The sequence below is a fragment of the Marinobacter sp. genome (genome assembly GCF_048266785.1).
Taxonomy (GTDB): Bacteria; Pseudomonadota; Gammaproteobacteria; order Pseudomonadales; family Oleiphilaceae; genus Marinobacter.
In genome coordinates this window covers 24,788-47,216 of sequence record NZ_JBLWYX010000008.1, presented here as the reverse complement: position 1 = coordinate 47,216, position 22,429 = coordinate 24,788, and the positions used below count along the sequence as shown (strand labels likewise).

General features: G+C 56.5%; 23 protein-coding genes. 11 read left to right on the top strand and 12 right to left on the bottom strand.

Annotated elements, in window-relative coordinates; genetic code table 11:
* Positions 1 to 409: 409 nt before the first annotated feature.
* The 9 genes from slmA to ACN0V1_RS12525 all read right to left on the bottom strand — a co-directional run bounded on the left by slmA (position 410) and on the right by ACN0V1_RS12525 (position 9,016).
* Positions 410 to 997, bottom strand: a complete 588-nt coding sequence (slmA, locus tag ACN0V1_RS12565; RefSeq protein ID WP_417545433.1) for a nucleoid occlusion factor SlmA — start codon at positions 995 to 997, stop codon at positions 410 to 412.
* A gap of 34 nt (positions 998 to 1,031) precedes the next feature.
* Positions 1,032 to 1,841, bottom strand: coding sequence for a thiazole synthase (locus ACN0V1_RS12560; protein WP_417545319.1), 810 nt, complete (start codon positions 1,839 to 1,841; stop codon positions 1,032 to 1,034).
* Positions 1,842 to 1,924: 83 nt separating this feature from the next.
* Positions 1,925 to 2,125, bottom strand: a complete 201-nt coding sequence (gene thiS / locus ACN0V1_RS12555; protein WP_417545318.1) for a sulfur carrier protein ThiS — start codon at positions 2,123 to 2,125, stop codon at positions 1,925 to 1,927.
* Positions 2,126 to 2,132: 7 nt separating this feature from the next.
* Positions 2,133 to 2,522, bottom strand: coding sequence for a DUF423 domain-containing protein (locus ACN0V1_RS12550; protein ID WP_417545432.1), 390 nt, complete (start codon positions 2,520 to 2,522; stop codon positions 2,133 to 2,135).
* A 28-nt stretch (positions 2,523 to 2,550) separates the two neighbouring features.
* Positions 2,551 to 3,351: a symmetrical bis(5'-nucleosyl)-tetraphosphatase gene (locus tag ACN0V1_RS12545; RefSeq protein ID WP_417545317.1), complete on the bottom strand. Its 801-nt coding sequence runs from the start codon at positions 3,349 to 3,351 to the stop codon at positions 2,551 to 2,553.
* The gene (rsmA, locus tag ACN0V1_RS12540) at positions 3,344 to 4,207 is read right to left on the bottom strand and encodes a 16S rRNA (adenine(1518)-N(6)/adenine(1519)-N(6))-dimethyltransferase RsmA (protein ID WP_417545316.1); all 864 of its coding nucleotides are present in this window, start codon (positions 4,205 to 4,207) and stop codon (positions 3,344 to 3,346) included. The genes ACN0V1_RS12545 and rsmA overlap by 8 nt, the downstream gene beginning before the upstream one ends.
* Positions 4,204 to 5,247, bottom strand: a complete 1,044-nt coding sequence (gene pdxA, locus ACN0V1_RS12535; RefSeq protein ID WP_417545315.1) for a 4-hydroxythreonine-4-phosphate dehydrogenase PdxA — start codon at positions 5,245 to 5,247, stop codon at positions 4,204 to 4,206. Before pdxA ends, rsmA begins: the two co-directional genes overlap by 4 nt.
* Positions 5,247 to 6,602 carry a peptidylprolyl isomerase gene (locus ACN0V1_RS12530; protein ID WP_417545314.1) on the bottom strand — a complete coding sequence of 452 codons (1,356 nt, stop codon included), beginning with the start codon at positions 6,600 to 6,602 and terminating at the stop codon, positions 5,247 to 5,249. The genes pdxA and ACN0V1_RS12530 overlap by 1 nt, the downstream gene beginning before the upstream one ends.
* 113 nt (positions 6,603 to 6,715) lie before the next feature.
* A complete protein-coding gene (locus ACN0V1_RS12525; protein WP_417545431.1) occupies positions 6,716 to 9,016 on the bottom strand; it encodes an LPS-assembly protein LptD in 2,301 nt (766 codons plus the stop codon).
* A gap of 308 nt (positions 9,017 to 9,324) precedes the next feature.
* On the opposite strand from ACN0V1_RS12525, the gene ACN0V1_RS12520 reads away from it, so the two are divergent.
* From ACN0V1_RS12520 to ACN0V1_RS12510, 3 genes are read left to right on the top strand one after another with little or no spacing between them, the layout of a single operon-like run.
* Entirely contained in the window at positions 9,325 to 10,371 is a 1,047-nt protein-coding gene (locus ACN0V1_RS12520; protein WP_417545313.1) for an aminoglycoside phosphotransferase family protein, read from the top strand.
* Positions 10,368 to 11,075, top strand: a complete 708-nt coding sequence (gene murU / locus ACN0V1_RS12515) for an N-acetylmuramate alpha-1-phosphate uridylyltransferase MurU (protein ID WP_417545312.1) — start codon at positions 10,368 to 10,370, stop codon at positions 11,073 to 11,075. The genes ACN0V1_RS12520 and murU overlap by 4 nt, the downstream gene beginning before the upstream one ends.
* A 4-nt stretch (positions 11,076 to 11,079) precedes the next feature.
* The gene (locus ACN0V1_RS12510; RefSeq protein ID WP_417545311.1) at positions 11,080 to 11,829 is read left to right on the top strand and encodes a molecular chaperone DjlA; all 750 of its coding nucleotides are present in this window, start codon (positions 11,080 to 11,082) and stop codon (positions 11,827 to 11,829) included.
* Between the two features lie 16 nt (positions 11,830 to 11,845).
* Here ACN0V1_RS12510 and ACN0V1_RS12505 read toward each other — a convergent pair whose 3' ends face one another.
* On the bottom strand, positions 11,846 to 12,796 hold the full coding sequence (locus ACN0V1_RS12505) for a DUF3530 family protein (protein ID WP_417545310.1): 951 nt from the start codon (positions 12,794 to 12,796) through the stop codon (positions 11,846 to 11,848).
* A gap of 90 nt (positions 12,797 to 12,886) precedes the next feature.
* Here ACN0V1_RS12505 and rpe point away from each other — a divergent pair, with 90 nt between their 5' ends.
* From rpe to trpC, 6 genes are all read left to right on the top strand, one after another.
* On the top strand, positions 12,887 to 13,588 hold the full coding sequence (gene rpe, locus ACN0V1_RS12500; RefSeq protein WP_417545309.1) for a ribulose-phosphate 3-epimerase: 702 nt from the start codon (positions 12,887 to 12,889) through the stop codon (positions 13,586 to 13,588).
* Positions 13,585 to 14,274, top strand: coding sequence for a phosphoglycolate phosphatase (locus tag ACN0V1_RS12495; protein WP_417545308.1), 690 nt, complete (start codon positions 13,585 to 13,587; stop codon positions 14,272 to 14,274). The genes rpe and ACN0V1_RS12495 overlap by 4 nt, the downstream gene beginning before the upstream one ends.
* Positions 14,275 to 14,470: 196 nt before the next feature.
* On the top strand, positions 14,471 to 15,958 hold the full coding sequence (gene trpE / locus ACN0V1_RS12490; protein ID WP_417545307.1) for an anthranilate synthase component I: 1,488 nt from the start codon (positions 14,471 to 14,473) through the stop codon (positions 15,956 to 15,958).
* Between the two features lie 15 nt (positions 15,959 to 15,973).
* On the top strand, positions 15,974 to 16,555 hold the full coding sequence (locus tag ACN0V1_RS12485) for an anthranilate synthase component II (RefSeq protein ID WP_417545306.1): 582 nt from the start codon (positions 15,974 to 15,976) through the stop codon (positions 16,553 to 16,555).
* Between the two features lie 13 nt (positions 16,556 to 16,568).
* Positions 16,569 to 17,597: an anthranilate phosphoribosyltransferase gene (trpD, locus tag ACN0V1_RS12480; protein ID WP_417545305.1), complete on the top strand. Its 1,029-nt coding sequence runs from the start codon at positions 16,569 to 16,571 to the stop codon at positions 17,595 to 17,597.
* A gap of 196 nt (positions 17,598 to 17,793) precedes the next feature.
* Positions 17,794 to 18,609 (top strand): indole-3-glycerol phosphate synthase TrpC, encoded by an 816-nt coding sequence (gene trpC, locus ACN0V1_RS12475; protein WP_417545304.1) that lies wholly within the window; start codon positions 17,794 to 17,796, stop codon positions 18,607 to 18,609.
* A 46-nt stretch (positions 18,610 to 18,655) separates the two neighbouring features.
* Here the strand turns inward: trpC and ACN0V1_RS12470 are convergent, their stop codons facing one another.
* Both ACN0V1_RS12470 and ACN0V1_RS12465 read right to left on the bottom strand, forming a co-directional pair.
* A complete protein-coding gene (locus tag ACN0V1_RS12470) occupies positions 18,656 to 19,264 on the bottom strand; it encodes a DUF4202 domain-containing protein (RefSeq protein WP_417545303.1) in 609 nt (202 codons plus the stop codon).
* Positions 19,265 to 19,336: 72 nt separating this feature from the next.
* Positions 19,337 to 19,954, bottom strand: coding sequence for a glutathione S-transferase family protein (locus ACN0V1_RS12465; protein ID WP_417545302.1), 618 nt, complete (start codon positions 19,952 to 19,954; stop codon positions 19,337 to 19,339).
* A 343-nt stretch (positions 19,955 to 20,297) separates the two neighbouring features.
* Here ACN0V1_RS12465 and ACN0V1_RS12460 point away from each other — a divergent pair, with 343 nt between their 5' ends.
* The gene (locus ACN0V1_RS12460; RefSeq protein ID WP_417545301.1) at positions 20,298 to 21,266 is read left to right on the top strand and encodes an ABC transporter substrate-binding protein; all 969 of its coding nucleotides are present in this window, start codon (positions 20,298 to 20,300) and stop codon (positions 21,264 to 21,266) included.
* 119 nt (positions 21,267 to 21,385) lie between these two features.
* Positions 21,386 to 22,420: an ABC transporter permease gene (locus tag ACN0V1_RS12455; RefSeq protein ID WP_417545300.1), complete on the top strand. Its 1,035-nt coding sequence runs from the start codon at positions 21,386 to 21,388 to the stop codon at positions 22,418 to 22,420.
* Positions 22,421 to 22,429: the final 9 nt, after the last annotated feature.

Genomic DNA, 22,429 nt, shown 5'->3' with positions numbered 1-22,429 from the left:
CTTCTTTTTAGCCTGATGGTTTCGGGGTGGGCACGTTCAGGAAGGCCCTGTCCCGGAACCGGTACAAGCACGTCCGTGTGCGCTTGACTCCGGCCATCCATGGCCTCCGACATTCCGGGACAGGGCCTTCCTGAACGCGCCATCTAACTAAAGTGGAATCTCATCAAGAGAACAGCTTGACCCTCTTCTGATTACGGTAACAAAAGGCAAGGTAGGGAAAGACGAAAAGAAGTCGGATATATCTCAGCTGTCTGAAAGAGGTTGGTGGGATTGGTCTGCACAGAATGTTGGAGGCCAAGGACGGCCGGAAACAAGCGCACACGGACGTGCTCGTAGCGGTTCTGTGCAGACCAATCCCACCAACCTCCAGCACCAAAACCAAAAGGCTACCAAGAAGGAAAGCTCCGAGTCAGCCCCAAACAGCCTCAGAAACCAACGCCCAACTCTCGTCGAAGTCAGCCGAAGGCAGCCTGATAAACGATGAGCGGATAAACCGCTGAATCCGGCCTTCCATGAGCACCAGAACAAAGTCAGCACCCCGGGTAGCACTGGTGCGTGGCCGCAAACCCTGGCGGATTTCGCCTTCTTTCAGTGTTTGCCGCAGCTGGGTTTCCAGGCGCTCGAAGAACTGGGAAGCACGCTTGCGTAGCGCCTCGTTTTCTCCGACCAGAGCATCGCCGGTGAGAACGCAACACAAACCCGGATTGCGCTCGGCGAAGACCAGAACCAGGTGCATCAGTTGCTGCAAACGAACGCGCACATCACCTTGTTCCTGAAGGATCACCTGACAGCGGGAGAACACAGCCTCTTCCGCAAACTCCAGAAGTGCTTCAAACATTTTCCGCTTGCTGGGAAAGTGGCGGTACAGCGCCGCCTCTGTCACGCCAACGGATTTGGCGAGAACCGAGGTGGTGATTCTGGCTCCCGGATCGTTTTCCAGGAGTTCCAGAAGTGCATGGAGAATGGCCTCCCGGCGACTGGGTTTCTGATCGGTTATGGCCATACTGCAGCGCTCTTAATCAGAATCGGAATCAGAAGAAGGTGCCATCGAGGGGCGACGATGCACTCGCGTAAAGCTTTTTGGGCATCCGTCCGGCGAGATAGGCTTCACGCCCGGCTTCAATGGCCAGGCGCATGGCGTTGGCCATTTTGATCGGGTCTTTGGCCTGGGCGATGGCGGTGTTCATCAGCACGCCATCACAGCCCAGTTCCATAGCGATGGTAGCATCGGAAGCGGTGCCAACACCGGCGTCCACCAGTACCGGCACTTTGGCGTTTTCGACGATCAACCGGATATTGTAGCGGTTCTGGATGCCCAGGCCGGAGCCAATGGGTGCGCCCAGTGGCATGATCGCGATGCAACCCATTTCCTCAAGGCGCATGGCCAATAAGGGGTCGTCGGAACAATAGACCATGACCTTGAAGCCGTCTTTGATCAGCTCCTCTGCGGCCACCAGGGTTTCCGGCATGTTCGGGTACAGGGTTTTGTGCTCACCCAGCACTTCCAGTTTGACCAGGTCACGACCGTCGAGCAGCTCGCGGGCCAGTTTGCAGGTGCGCACAGCGTCTTTGGCGGTATAGCAGCCGGCTGTATTGGGCAGTATGGTGTAGCGATCCGGAGAGATTACGTCCAGAAGGTTGGGCTCATCCGGGTTCTGCCCGAGGTTGGTTCGGCGAACGGCTACGGTCACGATTTCAGCGCCGCTTGTTTCGATAGCGTGGCCGGTTTCCGTCAGGTCGCGGTATTTGCCGGTGCCAACCAGCAACCGTGACTGGTAAATACGGCCAGCAATTTCAAGAGGTTTGTCTTCGGGCAACTGGATCTCTGGCGTGTCGGTCATAGTGTTTCCGGGTTGGTAAAACGTAATGAAGTAAATTATTGAAGACGCGCATCGCGGCCAGACTTTCGACCGCCGGGCCGGGGTTAACCACCCCCGATCGCGTGTACCACTTCAACGCGATCACCGTTATTGAGAGCGAATTCTGCGTGTTGGCTGCGGGGCACTATGTCTTCGTTAACCTCCACCGCCAGCCGTTTGCCCGCAAGGGCCATTTTTTCCACCAGTAAGCCAACCGTGGCTCCTGCGGGGAGATCCATGGCTTCACCATTTACCTGAACCTGCATAGCGTTCTTAACCTCTGTCTTGATTCACTTGGTGGCGAGTACCAGCTGCCAGCAACAATGCCCAGCCAATCATAAAACATACGCCGCCTATGGGCGTAATCGGGCCGACCCAGCGTATGTCGGTCAGCACCAGTGTATACAAGCTGCCACTGAACAGCAGGATGCCCGCAAGAAAGAAGCCGGCGGCCAGCCCCAGCAAACGTCGTGAAAGGCCAAAACCAGTCAACAGGGCAACCAGCAACAGTGTGATGGCGTGATACATCTGATAGGTAACCGCGGTCTGGAAAACTTCCAGACTGCGGTCGCTCACCAGGTTACGCAGGCTATGAGCACCAAAGGCTCCAGCCATAACCGCCGTAAGGGCAAAAAAAGCACCGGTAACGATGGGCAGGCGCATGAGGTCTTGGCCCCGAAGTTTTTCGGATTCAGCAGTCACAGTGGATCTTTTCTCCGGTATCCAGATTCATCATCGTGAGCGCACCACCCCAGACGCAGCCAGTATCCAGGCCAATAAACCGCTCTTTCCCGGTCTCACCTTCGATAGCCGCCCAGTGCCCGAAGATCACGCGCAGGTCGTCAGGGCGGGGGAATTCAAACCAGGGTGCAAAGCCCTTGGGCGCACTGCCAGCGTGCTCTTTCGTAGTGAGTTCCAGCCTGCCATCCCGGGCAATAAAGCGCATTCGGGTGAAATAATTGGTGATCACCCGCCAGCGATCCATGCCAGTGAGCTTTTCATTCCAGCCTTCCGGCTTGTTACCGTACATCAGCGCGAAGTATTCCTGGGCGTGCTCCCCACGAATCACGTCTTCCACTTCCCGGGCCCTGGCGAGAGCCTGCTGAATGCTCCAGATATGGGGCACCCCGGCATGGGCCATCATGTAATTGCGTTCAGAGTCGTACACACACAGGTTCTGCTGTCGCAGCCAGTTCACCAGTTTGTCGCGATCGGGAGCGTTCAGTATTCCTGTGAGAGTATCCTTGCGCTTTGGCGCATGGCCACCAAGCGCCAAAGCCAGCAGGTGCAGGTCGTGATTCCCAAGAACCACCACGGCCGAATCACCCAGGCTTTCAATGTAGCGCAGGGTTTTCAGAGATGACGGCCCCCGGTTTATCAGATCACCCGCCACCCAGAGGCGATCACGGGAAGGCGAAAAATCCACTTTGGCAAGCACATCTTTCAAGCGATCGTAACAGCCCTGAATATCGCCTATGGCGTAATCAGTCATGACTGTCTCCGCTTACGTCTCCTGCAATACCTTCGGCGCCCTGAACACCGCATTGCTCACTACTTTTTTCGGTTGTCAGCAAGTCCGCGATGCTTACGTAATCCGCCAAGCTGAGATTTTCAGGTCGCAAGCCGTCATTGATGCCCAAAGCTTGTAACTGCTCAACCGTTACCAGCCCTCCCAGAGCCTTGCGCAGGGTTTTTCTGCGAGCGTTAAACGCGGTTCTGACCACGGCCTGCAGCGTGCCGAGATCCTTTGCCGGATAGGGAAGCTCTGTATGGGGAACCAGGCGCACAATGGCGGAATCCACTTTTGGAGCCGGCCGGAATGCGCCGGGGCCCACTTCAAACAGGGGCTGAACTTTGCAGAAATACTGGGTCATGATACCCAACCGGCCATAGTTGTTATCGCCGGGTACAGCTGCCATCCGTTGCACTACCTCTTTTTGCAGCATGAAGTGCATGTCCTGCACCACGCCCGACTGGGCCACCAAATGAAAAATCAGCGGTGTGGAGATGTTATAGGGCAGGTTGCCAATAATACGCAGAGGCTTCTCGTCGACAAGCTGGCTGAAATCAAACTTCAACGCATCGGCTTCGTGGATACGGAAGTCGGGATAGTTGAAAAACTTGGTGCGCAGCACGGGGATGAGGTCGCGATCCAGCTCCACCACCTGAAGCTTCGTATTAACCGCCAGAATCTCCTCGGTTATTGCCCCGAGGCCGGGGCCGATTTCCACAATGGCATCATCCGGCTTCGGGTGAATGGCGCGAATAATGCGCTCGATTATGCCCGGATCGTGAAGGAAGTTCTGGCCAAACCGCTTCCTGGCCTGGTGGCCGGCTTTTTTACTCACTCAGATTTCTCTCTATTCATGGCTTTGCAATTATCAATGGCAAGGCGATTAGCAGATTTGAGAGAACGTGCCATCTGCTCGCCCACCCGGATAGCAGTGTGCAGGCTGCCTGCGTCTGCCTTGCCTGTACCGGCAAGATCCAGGGCGGTGCCGTGGTCCACCGATGTACGCACAATGGGCAAACCCAGAGTGATGTTTACCGCTCGACCAAAGCCCTGAAACTTGAGAACCGGCAGGCCCTGATCGTGGTACATGGCCAAGGCGGCATCGGCGTTGTCCAGCCAGTGCGGCGTAAACAGCGTATCTGCCGGCAAGGGGCCTATCAGCTCTATACCCTGCCCGCGAAGCTCCTCAAGCGTCGGCTCAATCACGTCAATTTCTTCCCGGCCAAGATGGCCTCCCTCACCTGCATGGGGGTTCAGGCCAGCGACCAGAATTCTTGGCCGCGCAATGCCAAAAAACGTCTTCAGGTCGGCGTTCAGAATGGTGGCAACCTGGGTCAGCCGTTCTGGCGTAATTGCCGCGGAGACGTCCTTGAGGGGTAAGTGAGTTGTTACCAACGCCACCCGCAGCTCTTCTGTGGCCAACATCATGACCACCCGCTCCACGGAACAAAGTTCCTGAAGGAACTCTGTGTGACCGCTGAACCCTATGCCCGCATCGTTGATAACGCCTTTATGAACCGGTGCCGTGACCATGCCGTCAAAGTCGCCCTCAAGGCAGCCTTTGGCGGCAACGGTGAGGGTTTCCAGCACATAGCGACTGTTCGCAGTATCCAGTTTGCCCGCCTGAAGAGACACACAGCCCTCAACGTGCAAGACAGAAAGCTCGCCTGCGCGCTTTTCAGGCTTCATGCCCGGTTTCCAGGAGTGCAGGCTTACGTCGAGACCCAGCACCCGGGCCCGTTCCTCCAGCAGTGGCTGGCTGGCAACGACCACCACGCCAGCATCACGCTGGCCGGTAGCCAACTGCAGGCAAAGCTCGGGGCCTATGCCTGCGGGTTCACCAGCAGTCAGAGCCAGAACAATCCCGTCACTCATTATTCTGCAGCTTCCTGCGCGTCGCCGGGTTCGTCTTCATCGGCGTTCTGTTCATACTCGCCCTTGAACTCGATAAAGGCTTCATCACGGATTTCCCGGAGCCAGTTCTGCAGTTCGGTTTCAAACTTGCGACGATAGATTGCCTGGCGGGCCTCCGCCTCCTTCACGTCGCTGCTTATGTCTTTCTGGCGGCGCTCTTCAACCTGAAGAATGTGCCAACCAAACTGTGAGCGAAATGGCCCTTTCCTCTCGCCCACTTCTGCCTCCTGCATGGCCTGTTCAAACGCCGGCACCATTTGCCCGGGGCTTACCCAGCCAAGATTGCCGCCGTCAGAGCCAGACACAGGGTCGTCCGAAAACTCGCGAGCCAGCACGGCAAAATCAGCGCCGTCCTGAAGCTGCTGAGAGAGCTCCCGGATGGCGGCCTCTGCTTCTGTGTCCGTCACGGCTTCAGAAGGCCGGATCAGAATATGGCGCACGCGGTTCTGCTGGATGACCTGCTTCTGCGAGCCTCCACGCTTGTCCATCACCATAACCATGTGGAAACCGCTGTTGTTCTCCAGAACCTCCGAAGGTTGGCCAACCGCCAGCGCCGGCACAACCGGCGCAACCAATGACGGTAACTGGCGCTCACTGCGCCAACCCATATCCCCGCCTTCGAGCGCGTTACTGGCATCGGACTCAGCAACTGCCACTTCCCGGAAATCGCGGCCGTTCACAATAGCAGTACGGAGTTTTTCCGCCTTCTCGCGGGTTGCCTCTACAGCGGCATCGTCAGCAGGGTCATCCAGCTCGATAAAAATGTAGGCAAGCCGGTATTCCGCATCGGAGCCACCGCCAGACTCCAGCGCCTGCAGGTAGTTTTCTACCTCGCGCTCCGTCACACGAACACGGTTGCCGACCAAGCGCTGCTGCACCCGGCTGGTGAGCATTTCCTGGCGGATTTGCTCCCTGGCCTGGCGATAGCTTACGCCTTCAGAAACAAGTTGGTCTTCAAACTCGGACAGGCTCATGCCGTTGCGCTCGGCAATGTTAGCCAGGGTTTCGTTCAGCTCGTTATCGCTGATGCGCATGCCCATTTTTTCCGCCATCTGTAGCTGAACCGATTCAGTGATCAGTTGCTCCAGAACACGCTCTTCAAGAAGGCGGCGCGGCGGCAGGCCGGTACCCTGAGCACTGAGACGTCCGGTGATGGTGTTGATCCTTGCTTCCAGTTCGGTCTGGAGGACCACGTCATCATCAACAATCGCCACGACCTGATCGAGCAGTTTGCGCTCGGCCTGAGCCGTAAAAGAAAGCGCCACTGCCAATAGCATCAGCAGTGTCTGTAAACCTTGGCGAATCGTCGCCTTCATAATCACCTCTTAATGAAGAAAAAAGCCTGCGGATAGAGTACCGGAATGGCACGGTTGCCGTCAGTGGGTGCAAATAAAGAGTGTCAACAAAGCGCACTGATCAAGAGAACCCATCAGGGGCTTCCAAAACGGCGCCGCTCGCGCTCATCGAAACCGTAAATGGCTTCGGAGATCGACGTTGAAGAGCCTCCGCTGCCGCCCAGGCCTTTTAGTTGAATCTGGAACAGTATACGGCTGTCCAGCTCCTCATCGTCGGTCAGATAATTCTGGTGAACCACCTGAACGCTCCAGCAGCAGTTGTTGTACTCGATTCCGGCAAGGGAGCCTACAGTACGGTCCAGGTCCGAATCGTATACCCAGCGGCCGATCAGACTAACACGGTCTGTTGCAGGAATAACCGCCGCAATATCCGACTGTTCCAGCTCGTCCTTGCTGTAAGTATGACCAATACTTGCCAGATACCGGTAGTCCTGTGAGTGGAAAATCAATTGACTCCTGCCCTCTTCGGTGTCGCCGGTGTCCGGATCCCAGAGTCCGGAAGACCGGATTTGCAGATTCTGTAACGGATTAAGCACTACGTCACCAGCCAGTGGTGATCGACTGCGATTGCTCGCGCCTTCACCGAACAGCGTTACCTCGCGATCCTCGAAATACTGAACCTGGCCAATACTGAAACGGGCTCTCTCGGCACCGGTAACCAGATCATTGAATCGACTGGTCAGGGCCACCGTCAACTGGTTGGTATTACCGATCCGGTCGCCCCCAACAAAGCGGTCGGGCTGGAACAGCTGGTCAAAACTGAAGCTCTCAAAGGCTGTGTCAAATGCCGGAATATCATTCTGGTCTGCCTCTGCATCTACCCAGGCGTAATAAAGCCGGGGTTCCAGTGTCTGGTTGTAGGGAACATCAAACAGACTCGACTGGCGATCAAAATACAAACCATTGTCCCATTCTACGATAGGAACCGTCCGATCAAACTCACCGTCCCCGGCGCTATAGTCCTCCAGATCGTAGCGCGTGTAATCCAGGCTGAACGACGGACGGCTGAAACCCCAAAGCGCGCGCATCGGCAATGCCAGCTCGGGGCGTGCACGGAAACGCTGGCCATTGGCTTTATCAAGACCGGTCAACGAGTCGTTTTCACGGTAGAACCAGGAGTACTCGCTTTCCAACCCTGCCTCCAGCCAGCCCGCCTCAGCCGTTCCTGCATAAACGACTTCCGGTAATTGTGCGTAAGGCTTGTCTACCTCAGCAATACTGTCGCTAATCGTTTGATAATCATTGAGGTAGGCATCGAAATACTGGTTAGCTGTTTGGTAACGTATTCCGCCACGGCGCTGCAGGTGTGTAGCCTGATTGATTTCCAGGCTACGGTTCAGATCACTAAGGTAGTCATCGTCACTGACTACCGAGAAATCACCGTAGGCATTCCAGCCTTTGCCGAGCGCTGCGCGGGTGGAGGCATTCAGGGCCCAGCGCTGACCGGATTCACCGGGGTTCTCGTCTGCGAAAGCGGAATCGTTGTTGATATAGCCTAGCTGCAGCGTCGTCTGACCGAAAGGACTGAGATACCGGCCTTCAGCCTCGTTAAACAAGCCACGGCCATGAATATACTGGGGGGTGAGCGTGGCGTCGTAATGAGGAGCCAGGTTCAGGTAATAGGGTACGGCCAGAAACCCTCCGCTTCCGGCGTTGGACGAACCAAACTGCGGATACAGGAAGCCAGACTTGCGGCGGTCATCAATGGGGAAGCTGGCATAAGGCCAGTAAAACACCGGAACATCCAGAACCTCCAGGCGAACATGCTTTGCGGTACCAACGCCTTCGGCCTGATTCAGCTCAATCTCGGACGCGACAATAGCCCAGTCGTTCTGTTGCGGGCCGCAAGTGGTAAGCATGCCGTCACGGATTTCTACCCTGGCATCGTCCACTCGGGAGAGGCTTCCGGCTATGCCCCGCATTTCCGGGCCATGCAGCAGGAAGGTGGCGGTATTTATATCAAAGCGCCCTGTATCCACGCTGTATTCGGCGTGCTCCCCGGTTAACAGAAATCCGTCACCACGGCTGACCAGAGGGCCCTGGATCGATACCTGACCGATGTTTTGATCGTAACGGGCTTCGGACCCGGTCACCTGAAAGCTACCCTGGCGCAGACGGACATCGCCCTCAAGGTATAATTCGTGATCAATTTCGTAACGGGCATTCAGGCCGCTGGCCTGCACCGGAACTGCGCCGTCAGCGCCCTCGCCAAAAACACCGGAACCGTTATCTCCGGCGCCAGATGGCAAATAGCCTCCCTCGCAAAACGCCGGCAATGAATTTCTGACCGCATCCGGAAGCTGGCTTCTCGGGCGCCAGTCCAGATCGGCAGCCGACGGCGCTTCCTCACCGGCAGAAAAACCGGCACCCGACATCAGGGCAAAGCCGGCAAGCAGACTCGCAAACCGGCACTGCAATGTGCCTTTCTGCGGCTGCAGACAGCTATCGGACATTGGCACGGTAGCAAGATTCCTGTTCCGGGTGCATGAAGGACTGTGGATAGCGCAACGAGGCACGAATACGCAAACAACAGCGACCTAGTTTACACATGCCTCTGAAGCTTGTTAACGGAAACGACGACTGATAAACGAAACTCCGCTGCAAAACCGTTTTACCCTCTTTATACTCGTCTGCTAACTTTTGCTCTAAGCTCACTCACTTTTTCAGGATAAACGCCAGAGCTATGGACAACCGCCTGCAGATGCTGACCACCTGGATCAGACAGTTTCCCGGATTCGGGAATACCGATGTCCGACCCGTTTCCGGTGACGCCAGTTTCCGGCGCTATTTCCGTGTCTGGAAAACCGCCACCGATGGAAGCAGTGTTCCGTTCATTGTTATGGATTCGCCCCCGGAGCAGGAGAATTGCGAACCCTTTATCCAGCTTGACAGGCATTGGTGCGAGGCAGGAATCGCTGTTCCGAAGATATTCGAAGCCGATTCTGAGCGCGGTTTTCTGTTACTGGAAGATTTCGGTGACCAACTGATGCTGGACCAACTCAACCCCAAAACCGCAAACACGCTCTACCGAAGCGCACTGGACGAACTCGTTCTTATTCAGCGGCTGTCCGCACCAACTGACTATCCAATGCCAACCTACAACACAGCCCTACTGAATCGTGAAATGGCGCTGTTCCGGGACTGGCTATTGGAAGGCTATCTTGGCCTGGTACTGAGTAACACTGAGCAATCCATGCTTGATACCACCTTTGCACTGCTCCGGGAGAGCGCGCTGGCCCAGCCTCAAGTTACCGTGCACCGGGATTACCATTCCCGGAACCTGTTGGTGCGGGAGCAAAGCAACCGCCCGGGCGTTATCGATTTTCAGGATGCGGTAACCGGGCCGGTCACCTACGACGTGGTTTCATTGCTCAAGGACTGCTACATTCAATGGCCCGAAGAGCAGGTTTGCCAATGGTTGGAAACATTCCGTGAAAAAACCCTGGGGGCCGGCCTGCACCGAGCCGACAGTGACACCTTCCGTCAGTGGTTTGAGCTTATGGGCATGCAGCGCCACCTCAAGGCCGCCGGCATCTTTGCCAGACTGGCCATGCGTGACGACAAGCCGCGCTACCTGGCGGACATCCCCCGCACCGTGAGCTATCTGCTTTCCGCCAGCAAACGGCAGCCAGCCTTGAGGCATTTTCACGACTGGCTGACAATGGTCGCCGTACCACGGATCGAAAACCTGATTGGCCCTGTTCCGGGCCAGGAGCACTTGGCACCGTGAAGGCGATGATTCTTGCGGCCGGCAAGGGCGAGCGTATGCGCCCACTTACCCTTACTACCCCCAAACCTCTGCTTAGCGCCGGCGGTAAACCGCTCATTGAATATCATCTGGAACGCCTCCATCGCGCAGGCTTCCGGGATGTAGTCATCAACCACGCGTGGCTGGGAGAGCAGATTGAATACACTCTGGGCAACGGAGAGCGGTTCGGACTTTCCCTTCATTATTCACGTGAAGGCGAACCGCTGGAGACCGCTGGCGGCATAGTCCACGCCCTGCCACTGCTGAGCTCCGCTGATACCGACTGGTTTATGGTTATAAACGGAGATATCTGGACCGACTTTGACCTGGTCCGACTCCAGCCACCGCCACCCGGCGAGCCGTCTGCCATCGATGCCATTCTGGTGATGACCGACAACCCCGTGCACCACCGCCAGGGTGATTTCTGCCTGAACGACAATGGTACATTGTATGAAGAGTGTGCCGGGAAGGAAGGTGAAAAACTGACCTTTACAGGCATCAGCCTTCTCAATCGCAAGCTGTTTGACGGCCTGAGTAACCAGGCCGGCAAGCTCGCGCCTGTTCTGCAGGCAGCAATGGCCGAAGGCCGGGTAGCCGGGCTACACCATCCCGGCCTCTGGGTTGATGTAGGGACGCCAGAGCGGTTGCGGGCGCTGGATCAGCAACTGGCCGTTCAGGACCTGTAACCCAATGCCAACCCATTCTGCGCACCCAGCCCTGTCGCCGCGAATGGAAGCCGCATTCTCCGGTCTGTTGAAAAGGCTCTCGGCCGCTGACCACCAGGCACAAAAACTGATCGGCCAGGTCCGCCTGCCCCGCTGGTGCCGGCGTCCCCTGTTTTTCTTTCTGGGCTATATCGCGAAAGCGGATGGCCGCGTGTCAGAGCAGGACATCGGTTTCGCTGAAAGCCTTATCACGGCGCTGGCGCTATCCAAACGGCAAAGACGCAAAGCCATCAGCAGTTTTCAAAAAGGCAAAGCATCAGAAGAACTTCCATCGTTCACTGGACTTACATTAAAGCTCAGCCAACGCATCTGGCCTGCGCCAGCCCTGAAAGTGGCCATCTGCCTGTGTCACGCTGCGCAGCTCAAAGGTCGGCCGATCAAACCCCGTCGTTACCGTTGTGAAGATACCATTGACCAGATTGGCCTGCCGGTCACCATCAGCGAAGACATTTTTGAAAGCTACGCCAGCCGCGTGTGGGGCGACCTCAGCGATGCGCCTTCAAAGCCCGAAACGCTCGAGCAGGCATGCACCCTGCTTGGGGTCACGCGACGAGACCCTCTGACAACGATCAAACGCGCCTACCGAAAGAAAGTCTCCGAGTGCCACCCGGACAAGCTGGCACAACGGCAACTGAACGCTGCGGAACACGCGTTAGCCAAAGAGCGCCTACTGCGTTATCAGCAGGCATGGGAGCTGATCAGGCGACGCCAATAATAGCTCCCGACAACCGCTACTCTGAATTGAGCCATGCGGAAATTCTGCCCGCAAGAGCCTTCCCGTTTCGCGACGCAAACGACGTACCAGACCCCACAGATTGAACACTGAAGCCCACCACCTTGGCTCGCCTCAGCCCGGCCTTGCGTTGTTCTTCTTCATCGGATGACGAAAGTTCCAGAATGCGTGGCACAGAAGCCTTCTGTAGTGTTGCGGCCAACCGGCTGGAATCATAAGGATAGAATTTCGGGTCTACCCAGATCAGGGCTGGCAATGTTCCCAGCTCCACCGCATAGGTAACAACATGGTTGCTGCCTCGCCCTATACCGATCACCCCGATAAGCTCATATTCACGTTTTTCAAGTTCGGCGGCGCCAGCCACGAGTTCCTCGCGGATACGCGTCCTGTAAGCGGTTCCCGGCTCATCCACAGTTTCTGATGCCATTACATCGATCGTGGCTGGGATGGCGGCCTCCTGGCTTTGCTCTTCAGGCCCTGCTTCAGACACCGGGCCGGGACGCTCCAGAATGCGCTCGACCGCGGCCGATGGTGGCTCCAGACCAAGGGTAAGCACGGCAAACTTCCGATGCGTCAGCTCCCTGGCCAGAGCTCCTGCCAGCCCCGACTCTGCATTCTCACCTTCGTCGGCCAGAATGATCAGCGCACCTCTCGCGGGGGTTTTCGTCTCGGGCCAGAGCAGCGCCAATGTGCGCGCGCCGTCTTCAAGATCAAGCCAGAGTGCGGCATCGGGAAATCTCTGGCTCAGCCCCCACTCACCCAGCCCGGACGACACGACGCCGCGCAAGTAAGTCGCAGGCGACTGAGCGGGCACCCCCGGCGCCGTCTCTTTCTCGGCAGACGCTGCCGCAACGGTGCCAGCCAAAGCCAAAGCCAAAGCCAAAGCCAGCAACCAGCCAGCCAGACGCTTGCGGTAGCTGCTTCTGCATATTGTTCTGAATCGGCGCACAGTTCCTGCTCCTCTGGCTACGAAAACACGCTCTTGTGCTGTTAGACTGTCATTATTATCAATGGCTGCCAATTGTTTGCGAGAACCGTGATGAATCCTTATCTGATTGCCCCATCCATTCTGTCTGCCGATTTTGCCCGCCTGGGCGAAGAAGTGGATAACGTTCTGTCCGCCGGCGCAGACGTGGTGCATTTCGACGTGATGGACAACCATTATGTGCCCAACCTGACCATCGGGCCGATGGTGTGTGAAGCGCTGCGCAAGCACGGCGTTACCGCTCCCATCGACGTGCACCTGATGGTGTCGCCGGTCGACGACCTGATTCGTATGTTCATTGACGCCGGTGCCAGCTACATCACCTTCCACCCGGAGGCGTCCAAACACATTGATCGCTCCCTGCAGCTGATTCGCGAGGGTGGCTGCAAAGCCGGCCTGGTGTTCAACCCGGCCACACCGCTGCATCACATGGACCATGTGATGGATAAACTCGACATGGTGTTGATGATGTCGGTGAACCCCGGCTTCGGTGGCCAGAAGTTTATTCCCGGCACCCTGGACAAGCTGCGGGAAGCCCGCAAACGCATTGATGCCAGCAACTACAACATCCGGCTGGAAATCGATGGCGGTGTAAAAACCGACAACATCCGTGAAATTGCTGAAGCCGGAGCAGATACCTTTGTCGCGGGTTCGGCTATTTTCAATACCGATGACTACAAAGCCACCATCGATACCATGCGCGTGGAGCTTGAGCATGCCCGTATGGCATTGGTCCAAACGGTTTCGGGCCAATGAGCCTGGCAGGCCTGTTTAACGCCCGCTGGCCAGGTGTCGCCCTGTTTGATCTCGACGGCACCCTGGTAGACAGCGCGCCGGATCTCGCAGCTGCCGTTGATCTGACCCTTGAGCAGTTGGGGCGCAAGCCAGCCGGGATTGAACAGGTACGCCAATGGGTGGGTCACGGCTCCCCTATCCTGATGCGACGGGCCCTGGCCGGCAAGGCCGATTGGGAGCCTGCCAGTGGCAGCGATGAAGCTCTGTTTAATGACGCATTAGAGCTCTTTTACCAAAATTACCAACAACTCAACGGCCAGCATTCAACGGTCTACGCCGGCGTTGAGGCCTGCCTTGAAACATTGAGTGAACGTGGCTGCCGCATGGCCGTTGTGACAAACAAACCTGAACAGTTTGTGAGCCCTCTGCTTGAACAGATGGGCTTGGAACATCATTTCGAACTGGTGGTTGGTGGCGATACGCTGAGCGCGAAAAAACCCGATCCCGCACCCCTCCTCCATGCCATGGAGGCACTTCAGGGTAGTCGTGGCACCACGGTGATGGTGGGCGACTCGGCGGCAGACGTAAGCGCTGCCCAGGCAGCGGGCGTTCCCTGTATAGCGGTCACCTACGGCTACAACTTTGGCCGTTCAGTACAGGCACTGGGGGCAGACGCTGTGGTTGATTCCCTGAGCGAGCTTTTGTAACCTCTGTGGTCTTGAACTTTAATTCTTTTCAATTCGGGAGATTCCTGCCGTGCAGGGACTGAATCTGACTGCAGCGCGAGGCATCCTGACAACCCGCGCAACACGATGGTGGCGATGGCGTACCGGCTGAAAACACTCAGCCAGGCATCAAGCGAGCGCCTGCTCGAACGCAGATCAGATTCCAGGAAGCCCGACCATGAACTCCGAACAATTCCGCAAGCTGGCACAAGCCGGCTTCAATCGTATCCCCGTGTACCGCGAAGTGCTTGCGGACATGGACACCCCGTTAAGCACGTACCTCAAGCTGGCCAGCGGGCCTTATTCTTACCTGTTTGAATCGGTACAGGGCGGCGAAAAATGGGGCCGCTATTCCATCATCGGCCTGCCAAGCCAGGAAGTGCTCAAAATATATGACCACCGCATAGAGATTCGCCTGCACGGCGAGCTGTTAGAAACTGCTGAAGTAGACGACCCACTAGCGTTTGTTGCCAGCTATCAGGGACGCTTTAATGCGCCTGACCTGGAAGAATTACCTCGTTTCAACGGCGGCCTGGTCGGCTATTTCGGCTATGACACAGTACGCTACATCGAGAAGCGCCTTGCAACCAGCTGTCCTCCGGACCGCATTGGTACGCCCGACATACTGTTAATGGTGTCCAACGAACTGGTGGTGTTCGACAACCTGCGCGGCAAACTGCACCTGATTGTGCACGTAGACCCGGCCGATGAAGGCGGTTACGAGCAGGCCCAACTGAGACTCGACGAACTCGAACAACAACTGCACCGGCAAACCGCCAACACCCCGAAAACACCCGCACACCTGCGTGGAAAAACCGTGGATGAAAGCGAGTTTGTTTCCGGCTTCAGCCAGGAAAAATTCGAAGCGGCGGTCGATAAAATCAAAGACTACGTGCTGGATGGCGATGTGATGCAAACCGTCATTTCCCAGCGCATGTCGATTCCGTTCGAAGCCCCGCCGCTGAACCTGTATCGCGCATTGCGGGTACTTAACCCCTCCCCGTACATGTACTTCCTGGATCTGGACGACTTCCACATTGTCGGTTCGTCGCCCGAGATCCTGGCACGCATGGAAGACCGGGAAGTAACGGTTCGCCCCATCGCAGGCACCCGCAAACGTGGCGCCACTGATGCAGAAGATCGGGCTCTGGAAGCCGAACTGCTGGCCGACCCGAAAGAAATCGCCGAACACCTGATGCTGATTGATCTGGGTCGCAACGATGCGGGCCGCGTGTCGGAAACCGGCACCGTTCGGCTGACCGAGAAAATGGCGGTAGAACGTTACTCCCACGTGATGCACATAGTGTCCAACGTAACCGGTCAGGTAAAAGACGGCACCAGTTGCCTCGACGTGCTCAAGGCCACCCTGCCCGCCGGCACTCTGAGCGGCGCCCCGAAAACCCGGGCCATGGAGATCATTGACGAACTGGAACCGGTAAAGCGTGGGGTCTACGGTGGTGCCGTTGGCTATCTCTCGTTCAACGGCAACATGGATACGGCCATTGCCATCCGCACCGCCGTTATCAAGGACAAGACACTGCACATACAGGCCGGCGCCGGCATTGTCGCCGACTCGGTACCTCGCCTTGAGTGGAAAGAAACCATGAACAAGGGCCGCGCCATCTTCCGCGCGGTGGCCATGACCTACAACGATTTTGACCACTGAGGCGAGGGAAATATCATGCTATTGATGATCGACAACTACGATTCCTTCACCTACAACGTGGTGCAGTATCTCGCCGAGCTGGGTGCCGATGTACAGGTGCACCGCAACGACGAAATCACTGTGGAACAGATTAAGGCGCTGAACCCCGAACGGTTGGTGATCTCGCCCGGCCCCTGCACACCGAATGAAGCCGGAGTGTCCATGGACGTTATCCGGCATTTTGCCGGCAAGATCCCCATTCTCGGCATCTGCCTGGGCCACCAGGCCATCGGCCAGGTATTCGGCGGCAACATCATCCGAGCGGGACGAGTGATGCACGGCAAAGTGTCACCGGTATATCACCAGGGCGCCGGTGTGTTCCGCGGCCTCAACAACCCGTTGCAAGCCACCCGTTACCACAGCCTGGTGATTGAGCAGGCCAGCCTGCCGGAATGCCTGGAAATGACCGCCTGGACGCGCAACAGCGACGGCAGCGTGGAAGAAATCATGGGCGTGCGCCACAAGACCCTGGCCATCGAAGGGGTACAGTTTCACCCGGAATCAATAATGAGTGAACAGGGCCACGAGCTGCTGCGCAACTTCCTGCGAACCCAATAAAAAGGCAAAGCCAATGAACATGAAAGACGCACTGAACCGGGTGGCCGAAAACCTCGATATGTCCCGGGAAGAAATGAAGCAGGTAATGAGCATCGTGATGAACGGCGAGGCCACCGACGCCCAGATCGGCGCCCTGCTGATGGGCCTGCGCATCAAAAGCGAAACCGTCGACGAGATTACCGGCGCGGTGGAAGTCATGCGTGAGCTGGTCTCGGGCGTAACCATCAAAGCCGAGCCCCTGGTCGACATCGTAGGCACAGGCGGCGACGGCGCCAACCTGTTCAACGTATCCTCTGCCTCAGCGTTCGTGGTTGCCGCCGCCGGCGGCTTTGTCGCCAAACATGGCAACCGTGCTGTTTCCTCCAAAAGCGGCAGCGCCGACCTGATCGAACAAGCCGGTATCAACCTCAACCTCACACCGGAACAAGTCGCCCGCTGCGTAGAGCAGATCGGCGTAGGCTTCATGTTCGCGCCGTCCCATCATGGCGCCATGAAACACGCCGTTGGCCCGCGCAGGGAAATGGGCTGCCGCACCCTGTTCAACATCCTCGGCCCCATGACCAACCCGGCAGGCGTAAAGCGCCAGCTAGTCGGCGTATTCAGCAAAGCTCTGTGCCGCCCCATGGCCGAAGTGCTGCAAAAGCTGGGCTCCGAACACATAATGGTAGTGGCCTCCAAAGACGGCCTCGACGAGATCAGCCTGGCCAGTGCCACCCACGTGGCTGAACTGAAAAACGGCGAAATCACAGAATACGACATCACGCCGGAAGATCTGGGCATCAAAAGCCAGAGTCTGGTAGGCCTGACTGTTGATACTGCCGAAGACTCCCTGAACCTGATCAAAGCCGCCTTCGGCCGCGGCCACGACGAAATGGCCGAAAAAGCCCGGGACCTGATCGCCCTCAACGCCGGCGCCGCCATCTACATTGCCGGCCTGGCGCCAACCGCTAAAACAGGCGTCGAAATGGCTCTGGACGCCATGGGCTCCGGCCTGGCCGCCGGCAAACTGGCAGAACTGGCAGATTTCTCCCACTGTTTCTGAGTTAGTAGCAAGACAGGACGAGCAAACAGTGAAACTGCTGGAGAAGCCAGCACCCAAATTCTGAGAGCCTGTCGGTCGCCGCCTCTCAAAACTGTCTGTAGCCAAGGATGGCTGCAGCCAAGCCCTACATGGACGTATTCACGGGCGTGTTTTGAGAGGCGGCGACCGACAGGCTCAAGCACGGAACCTCAAAGAAATGACCGAGCAAAACGACAAAATCCCCACCATCCTGCGAAAAATCGTAGAAAGGAAGTGGGAAGAAATAGACTCTCGCAAACGCACAACAAGCCTGGAAGATCTCAAGGCTAAATCCGGCGACCAGCCCGGCACCCGCGGCTTTACCAACGCCCTGCGCCAGCGCATAGAAGGCAGCAGACCCGCCGTCATCGCCGAAATTAAAAAAGCCTCACCCAGCAAAGGCATACTCCGGGATCCATTTGAGCCAGCCGAAATCGCCGAAAGCTACGAACAAGGCGGCGCCGCCTGCTTGTCAGTACTTACTGACCACGACTTCTTCCAAGGCCACGAAGACTACCTGATTGCCGCCCGCAACGCCTGTAGCCTGCCGGTTATCCGCAAAGACTTCATGGTCGCGCCCTATCAGGTCTACGAAGCCCGCACTATCGGTGCTGACTGCATACTCCTGATCGCCGCCTGCCTTACCAAAGACCAGATGCAGGAGCTGGAAGGCATAGCCCACGAAATTGGCATGGACGTGCTGGTAGAAGTGCACAACAGCGAAGAAATGGACGACGCACTGACGCTGACCACACCGCTGATCGGTATCAACAACCGCGACCTGCACAGCTTCGAAGTGTCACTGGAAACCACCTTCAACCTGCACCAGCGCATAGGCAAAAACCGGCTGGCGATCACCGAAAGCGGCATCATGACCCGAGCCGACGTCGAAGCCATGACTGGCCGCGGCATTTACGGGTTTCTGGTGGGCGAATCCTTCATGCGCGCTGCCAACCCCGGCGCGAAGCTGCAAGAGCTGTTCTTTCCCAACTAATGATAGTCGCAAGCAAGAACAGGTGAGAAACCTGAGCCTGGCCGGATCATTCAGGATCCGCCAGGGCTTCCTGCATCAGCAGTTGCAAATGTTCGGGCAGCTTCGTCGATAACGCTAAAGCCCGCTCATGGGCGCGCGGCGACATTTTGCCCCAGGTGCGGCGCACAATCCTCAGCCACTTCTCCCGCTCATATTCTGCGTTATCCGCATAAAACTGCGCGAAGTATTTTTCCAGAAAGACCATACACGCGACGTCTTCCAGCAACTGGGTGTCTGCGTCTTTGCGCAGCTCCCGCTTGGTCAGAATCACCTCAACCCGCTCACACTCACCGTCGGGATAACCGCAGCCTGCCATAATCTCAGCGGCCCTTCTGCCGTGCATACGCCCGCACGCCTGGCGCCATTCGTAATAGGGTTTCCGACCTTCGGGATAATCGCTGCGGGGCATTTTCCAGCGTTCGATATGCTGGGCGCGACAGGCAATCTGCATTCGCTCTGAGGGCGCAGGCTCCAATTCGTGCAGCCAACGAGTCATATGCAGGCTATACACATACTCTCTGGGCAAGAGCTCGTCTGCCACAGTCTCCTTATTGGGATCTGCGCGGTTTGCACTGTCAATCGCATTCAGAGCACGCTTGAGGGATGCTCGCTCCATACTGTCTCCTTTAACAACTCTCGCGCTTGTCGCCCAGAGACTGAGACAGCTCTGAGCAGGTTTTGCCAAACATCAGGCCTGCGCAGACGGGCGCGACTTGATGCGGTCATACCATGCCTGAAGGTTGGTGTGTTCGGGTTGGATGCGGATACTCACCACACGGGCGAACGCCACCGTCGTAAAGGCATTAATGTCAGCAGCGGTAAACCGATCGCAGCAGATGTATTCCTGATCAGCAAGATGATCGTTGAGAAATGCCATAAACTTGCTGACGCTCTTCCCGCAATCCTCGCCCCATTCCTTGATGGGATTCATCCTGTCTTTGAAATAGCCGCTGGTGTGCTGGAAACACATGCCTGTCGGCGTAAAGAAGTAGAACTCGATCCATCTGACCCATTGCTCAATTGTTGCTTTCTCAAGCGGAGTGTCGCCCAAGAGGGTCGGCGCCTCCGGATAGCTTTCCTCAAAGTAACGGCAAATGGCCATGGTCTCGGATATGCAGGTTCCGTCATCCAGCTCCATTACCGGCACTTTCTTCATCGGGTTACGCGCCACGTATTCCGGCGTCAGGTTTTCACCTTTCTGCAGATCAATCTCAATGAACTCAGCCTTATCAAGCAAACCCTTCTCCGCCATAAACATGCGTACGCGGCGAGGATTCGGTGCAGTTTTCGTTTCGAAAATCTTCATTGTTATCAGCTCCGTTCCGGAAAAAGCAGAATGAGTCAAGGTGACAGACAACCGAGAGATTGGCTCGAAAAAAGGGTTGCGTCAAGCAACTGACGAGAAGCCTCGCAAGCTTATTCGATACGTCTTCAAAAATGGCCCATTTTCGTTAAAACCTTGTAACTGAGCTCAGGATCCTTATGCTTATGGCTACGTGGTAACCGAGACGAGTCGTTTTGCCCTACTCCCAGTATTGCCAGAAAACCGCAAACCAGAGAGCCTTTCCCGGTTACCTCACATCAGTCATAAAACAATTAGCAAAACAACTGATACCAGAATTCACCAACCCAAAAACGGAGAAGTGACTATGCGAAAGCTTATGTCTGCTGCACTGCTATGTGCACTATCAGTGCCCGCCATGGCACAGGCCAACTGTGGTGAAGTATCCATCACAGAAATGAACTGGGCTTCCAATACAGTGGTCACCAACGTCGCCAAATTCATCATGGAGCAGGGCTATGGCTGCGACGTGTCGGTTATACCCTCCGACACCGTACCGGCGGTAACGTCTGTTGCTGAAAACGGTGAGCCGGATATCGTCACCGAACTGTGGCTGAACTCAGCGGGTGAGGCTTACCTGCGCCTTGAAAAAGAAGGCAAAATCGAAAGGCTCGCAAAAGTACTTGATCCCGGCGGCGTGGAAGGATGGTGGATTCCCACTTACCTGGTGGAGAAACACCCCGAGCTGAAAACGATCGAAGGTGTGATGGCCAACCCCGAACTGGTGGGCTCACGCTTCAACAACTGTCCGGACGGCTGGGGCTGCAGGATTGTCAGTGACAACCTGATTCGCGCTCTGGATCTGGAAGACGCCGGTATCAAGGTGTTCAACCACGGTTCCGGTGAGACCCTTGCCTCTTCAATGGCGTCTGCTGTTCAGAAAGAAGAGCCATGGTTCGGCTACTACTGGGGCCCGACTGTGCCACTGGGTAAGTATGACATGACCCGGGTAGAGCTTGGCGAATACAAGCCGGAGGTTCACCAGAAAAATCAGACTGCCAACGCGGACAACCCCGGTGTATCCGAGTTCCCGGCAGCAACCGTTCTTACCTCTGTTACCACCAGCTTCAAGGACCGCGAACCGGAAGTGACAGAGATGCTCAGCAAAATGACATTTAAAACAGACACCATGAGCGCGCTTCTGGCCTGGATGGATTCCAGTAACGCATCCGGCGAAGAAGCAGCGGTTTATTTTCTGAGCAACAACCGTGATGAATGGTCTGGCTGGCTGAACGATGACGCCAAGAATAAACTTGCTGCCATTCTTGAAAACTGATTGACCCGCCCTGGCCCGGGAGCAGCATCTGCAAGGATATGTCCCGGGCACATCTGATAGTGACAGCAACCGAATTCTGTGGCGTATGGCTCCCCATGCGCAGAAGAGGCTAAACGCAAATGGCAACCTACGACTCACTGTTTTCGGCACTTGGGTTAAAAGAGTGGTGTGCGGAAGGCAAAGAAGACGGCCCCATGTCGATGGCCGATCTGCTCGCCAAAGCCAAAGGCGATAATGCAGAGCCGGAATCCTTGTGGGACTTTCCATTCCCATCAATGGATGCTCTCAACGACTCCTGCGCTGCATTTCCGCAATCCAGAGAACTCACTAAAGGCCTGGAACAGGGCTTTCTTGCCGTAAAAGACAATCTCAGCCTGGTACTCGATCCACTGACTCAGCCGCTGAGCTGGGCCCTTGATGGCGCCCTGTACGGCATGCTCACCACACCCTGGTGGATCATAATCCCGATTATGTTAGCCGTCGTTTTTCTGGTCACTAAATCCTGGAAACTGGTGCTGTTTGTGGCTGCCAGCATTTGCCTGTTGGCGTTCATCGACTACTACGAATACGCCATGCAGACGCTTGCCATTATTTTTGTCTGCGCCTTCCTCTGTGTTCTGCTTGGTGTACCCATAGGCATCGCCATGTCCCGAAGTAATACCATGCAGCGGCTGACGATTCCGGTGCTCGACATGCTCCAGACGTTGCCGCCATTCGTTTATCTGATTCCGCTGATTTTCCTGTTCAGTGTGACCGAATCCAAGCTTTACGGTATCGCCATCATTCTGTACGCCATCGTGCCCGTGGTGCGGCTGACGAACCTTGGTATCCGGCTGGTAGACAAGGATGTGATCGAGGCGGCGGATGCGTTCGGCATGACGCCCAGCCAGAAACTGTTCAAGGTTCAGATACCCCTGGCTCTCCCCAACATCATGGCCGGCGTAAATCAGACCATCATGATGAGTCTCGCCATGGTTGTTATCGCATCGCTTGTTTCGGCCCCTGGCCTCGGTGTTCTGGTACTTCGCGGCATCCGGAATCTGGAGCTCGGCGTTGGCCTGGTTGCCGGACTTGGCATTGTGATCCTGGCCGTCATTCTAGACCGTGTGACCAAAGCTTCCCTGGCGCGCATCAATGCCAGCCAAAATCAGTGAGGACAGCAC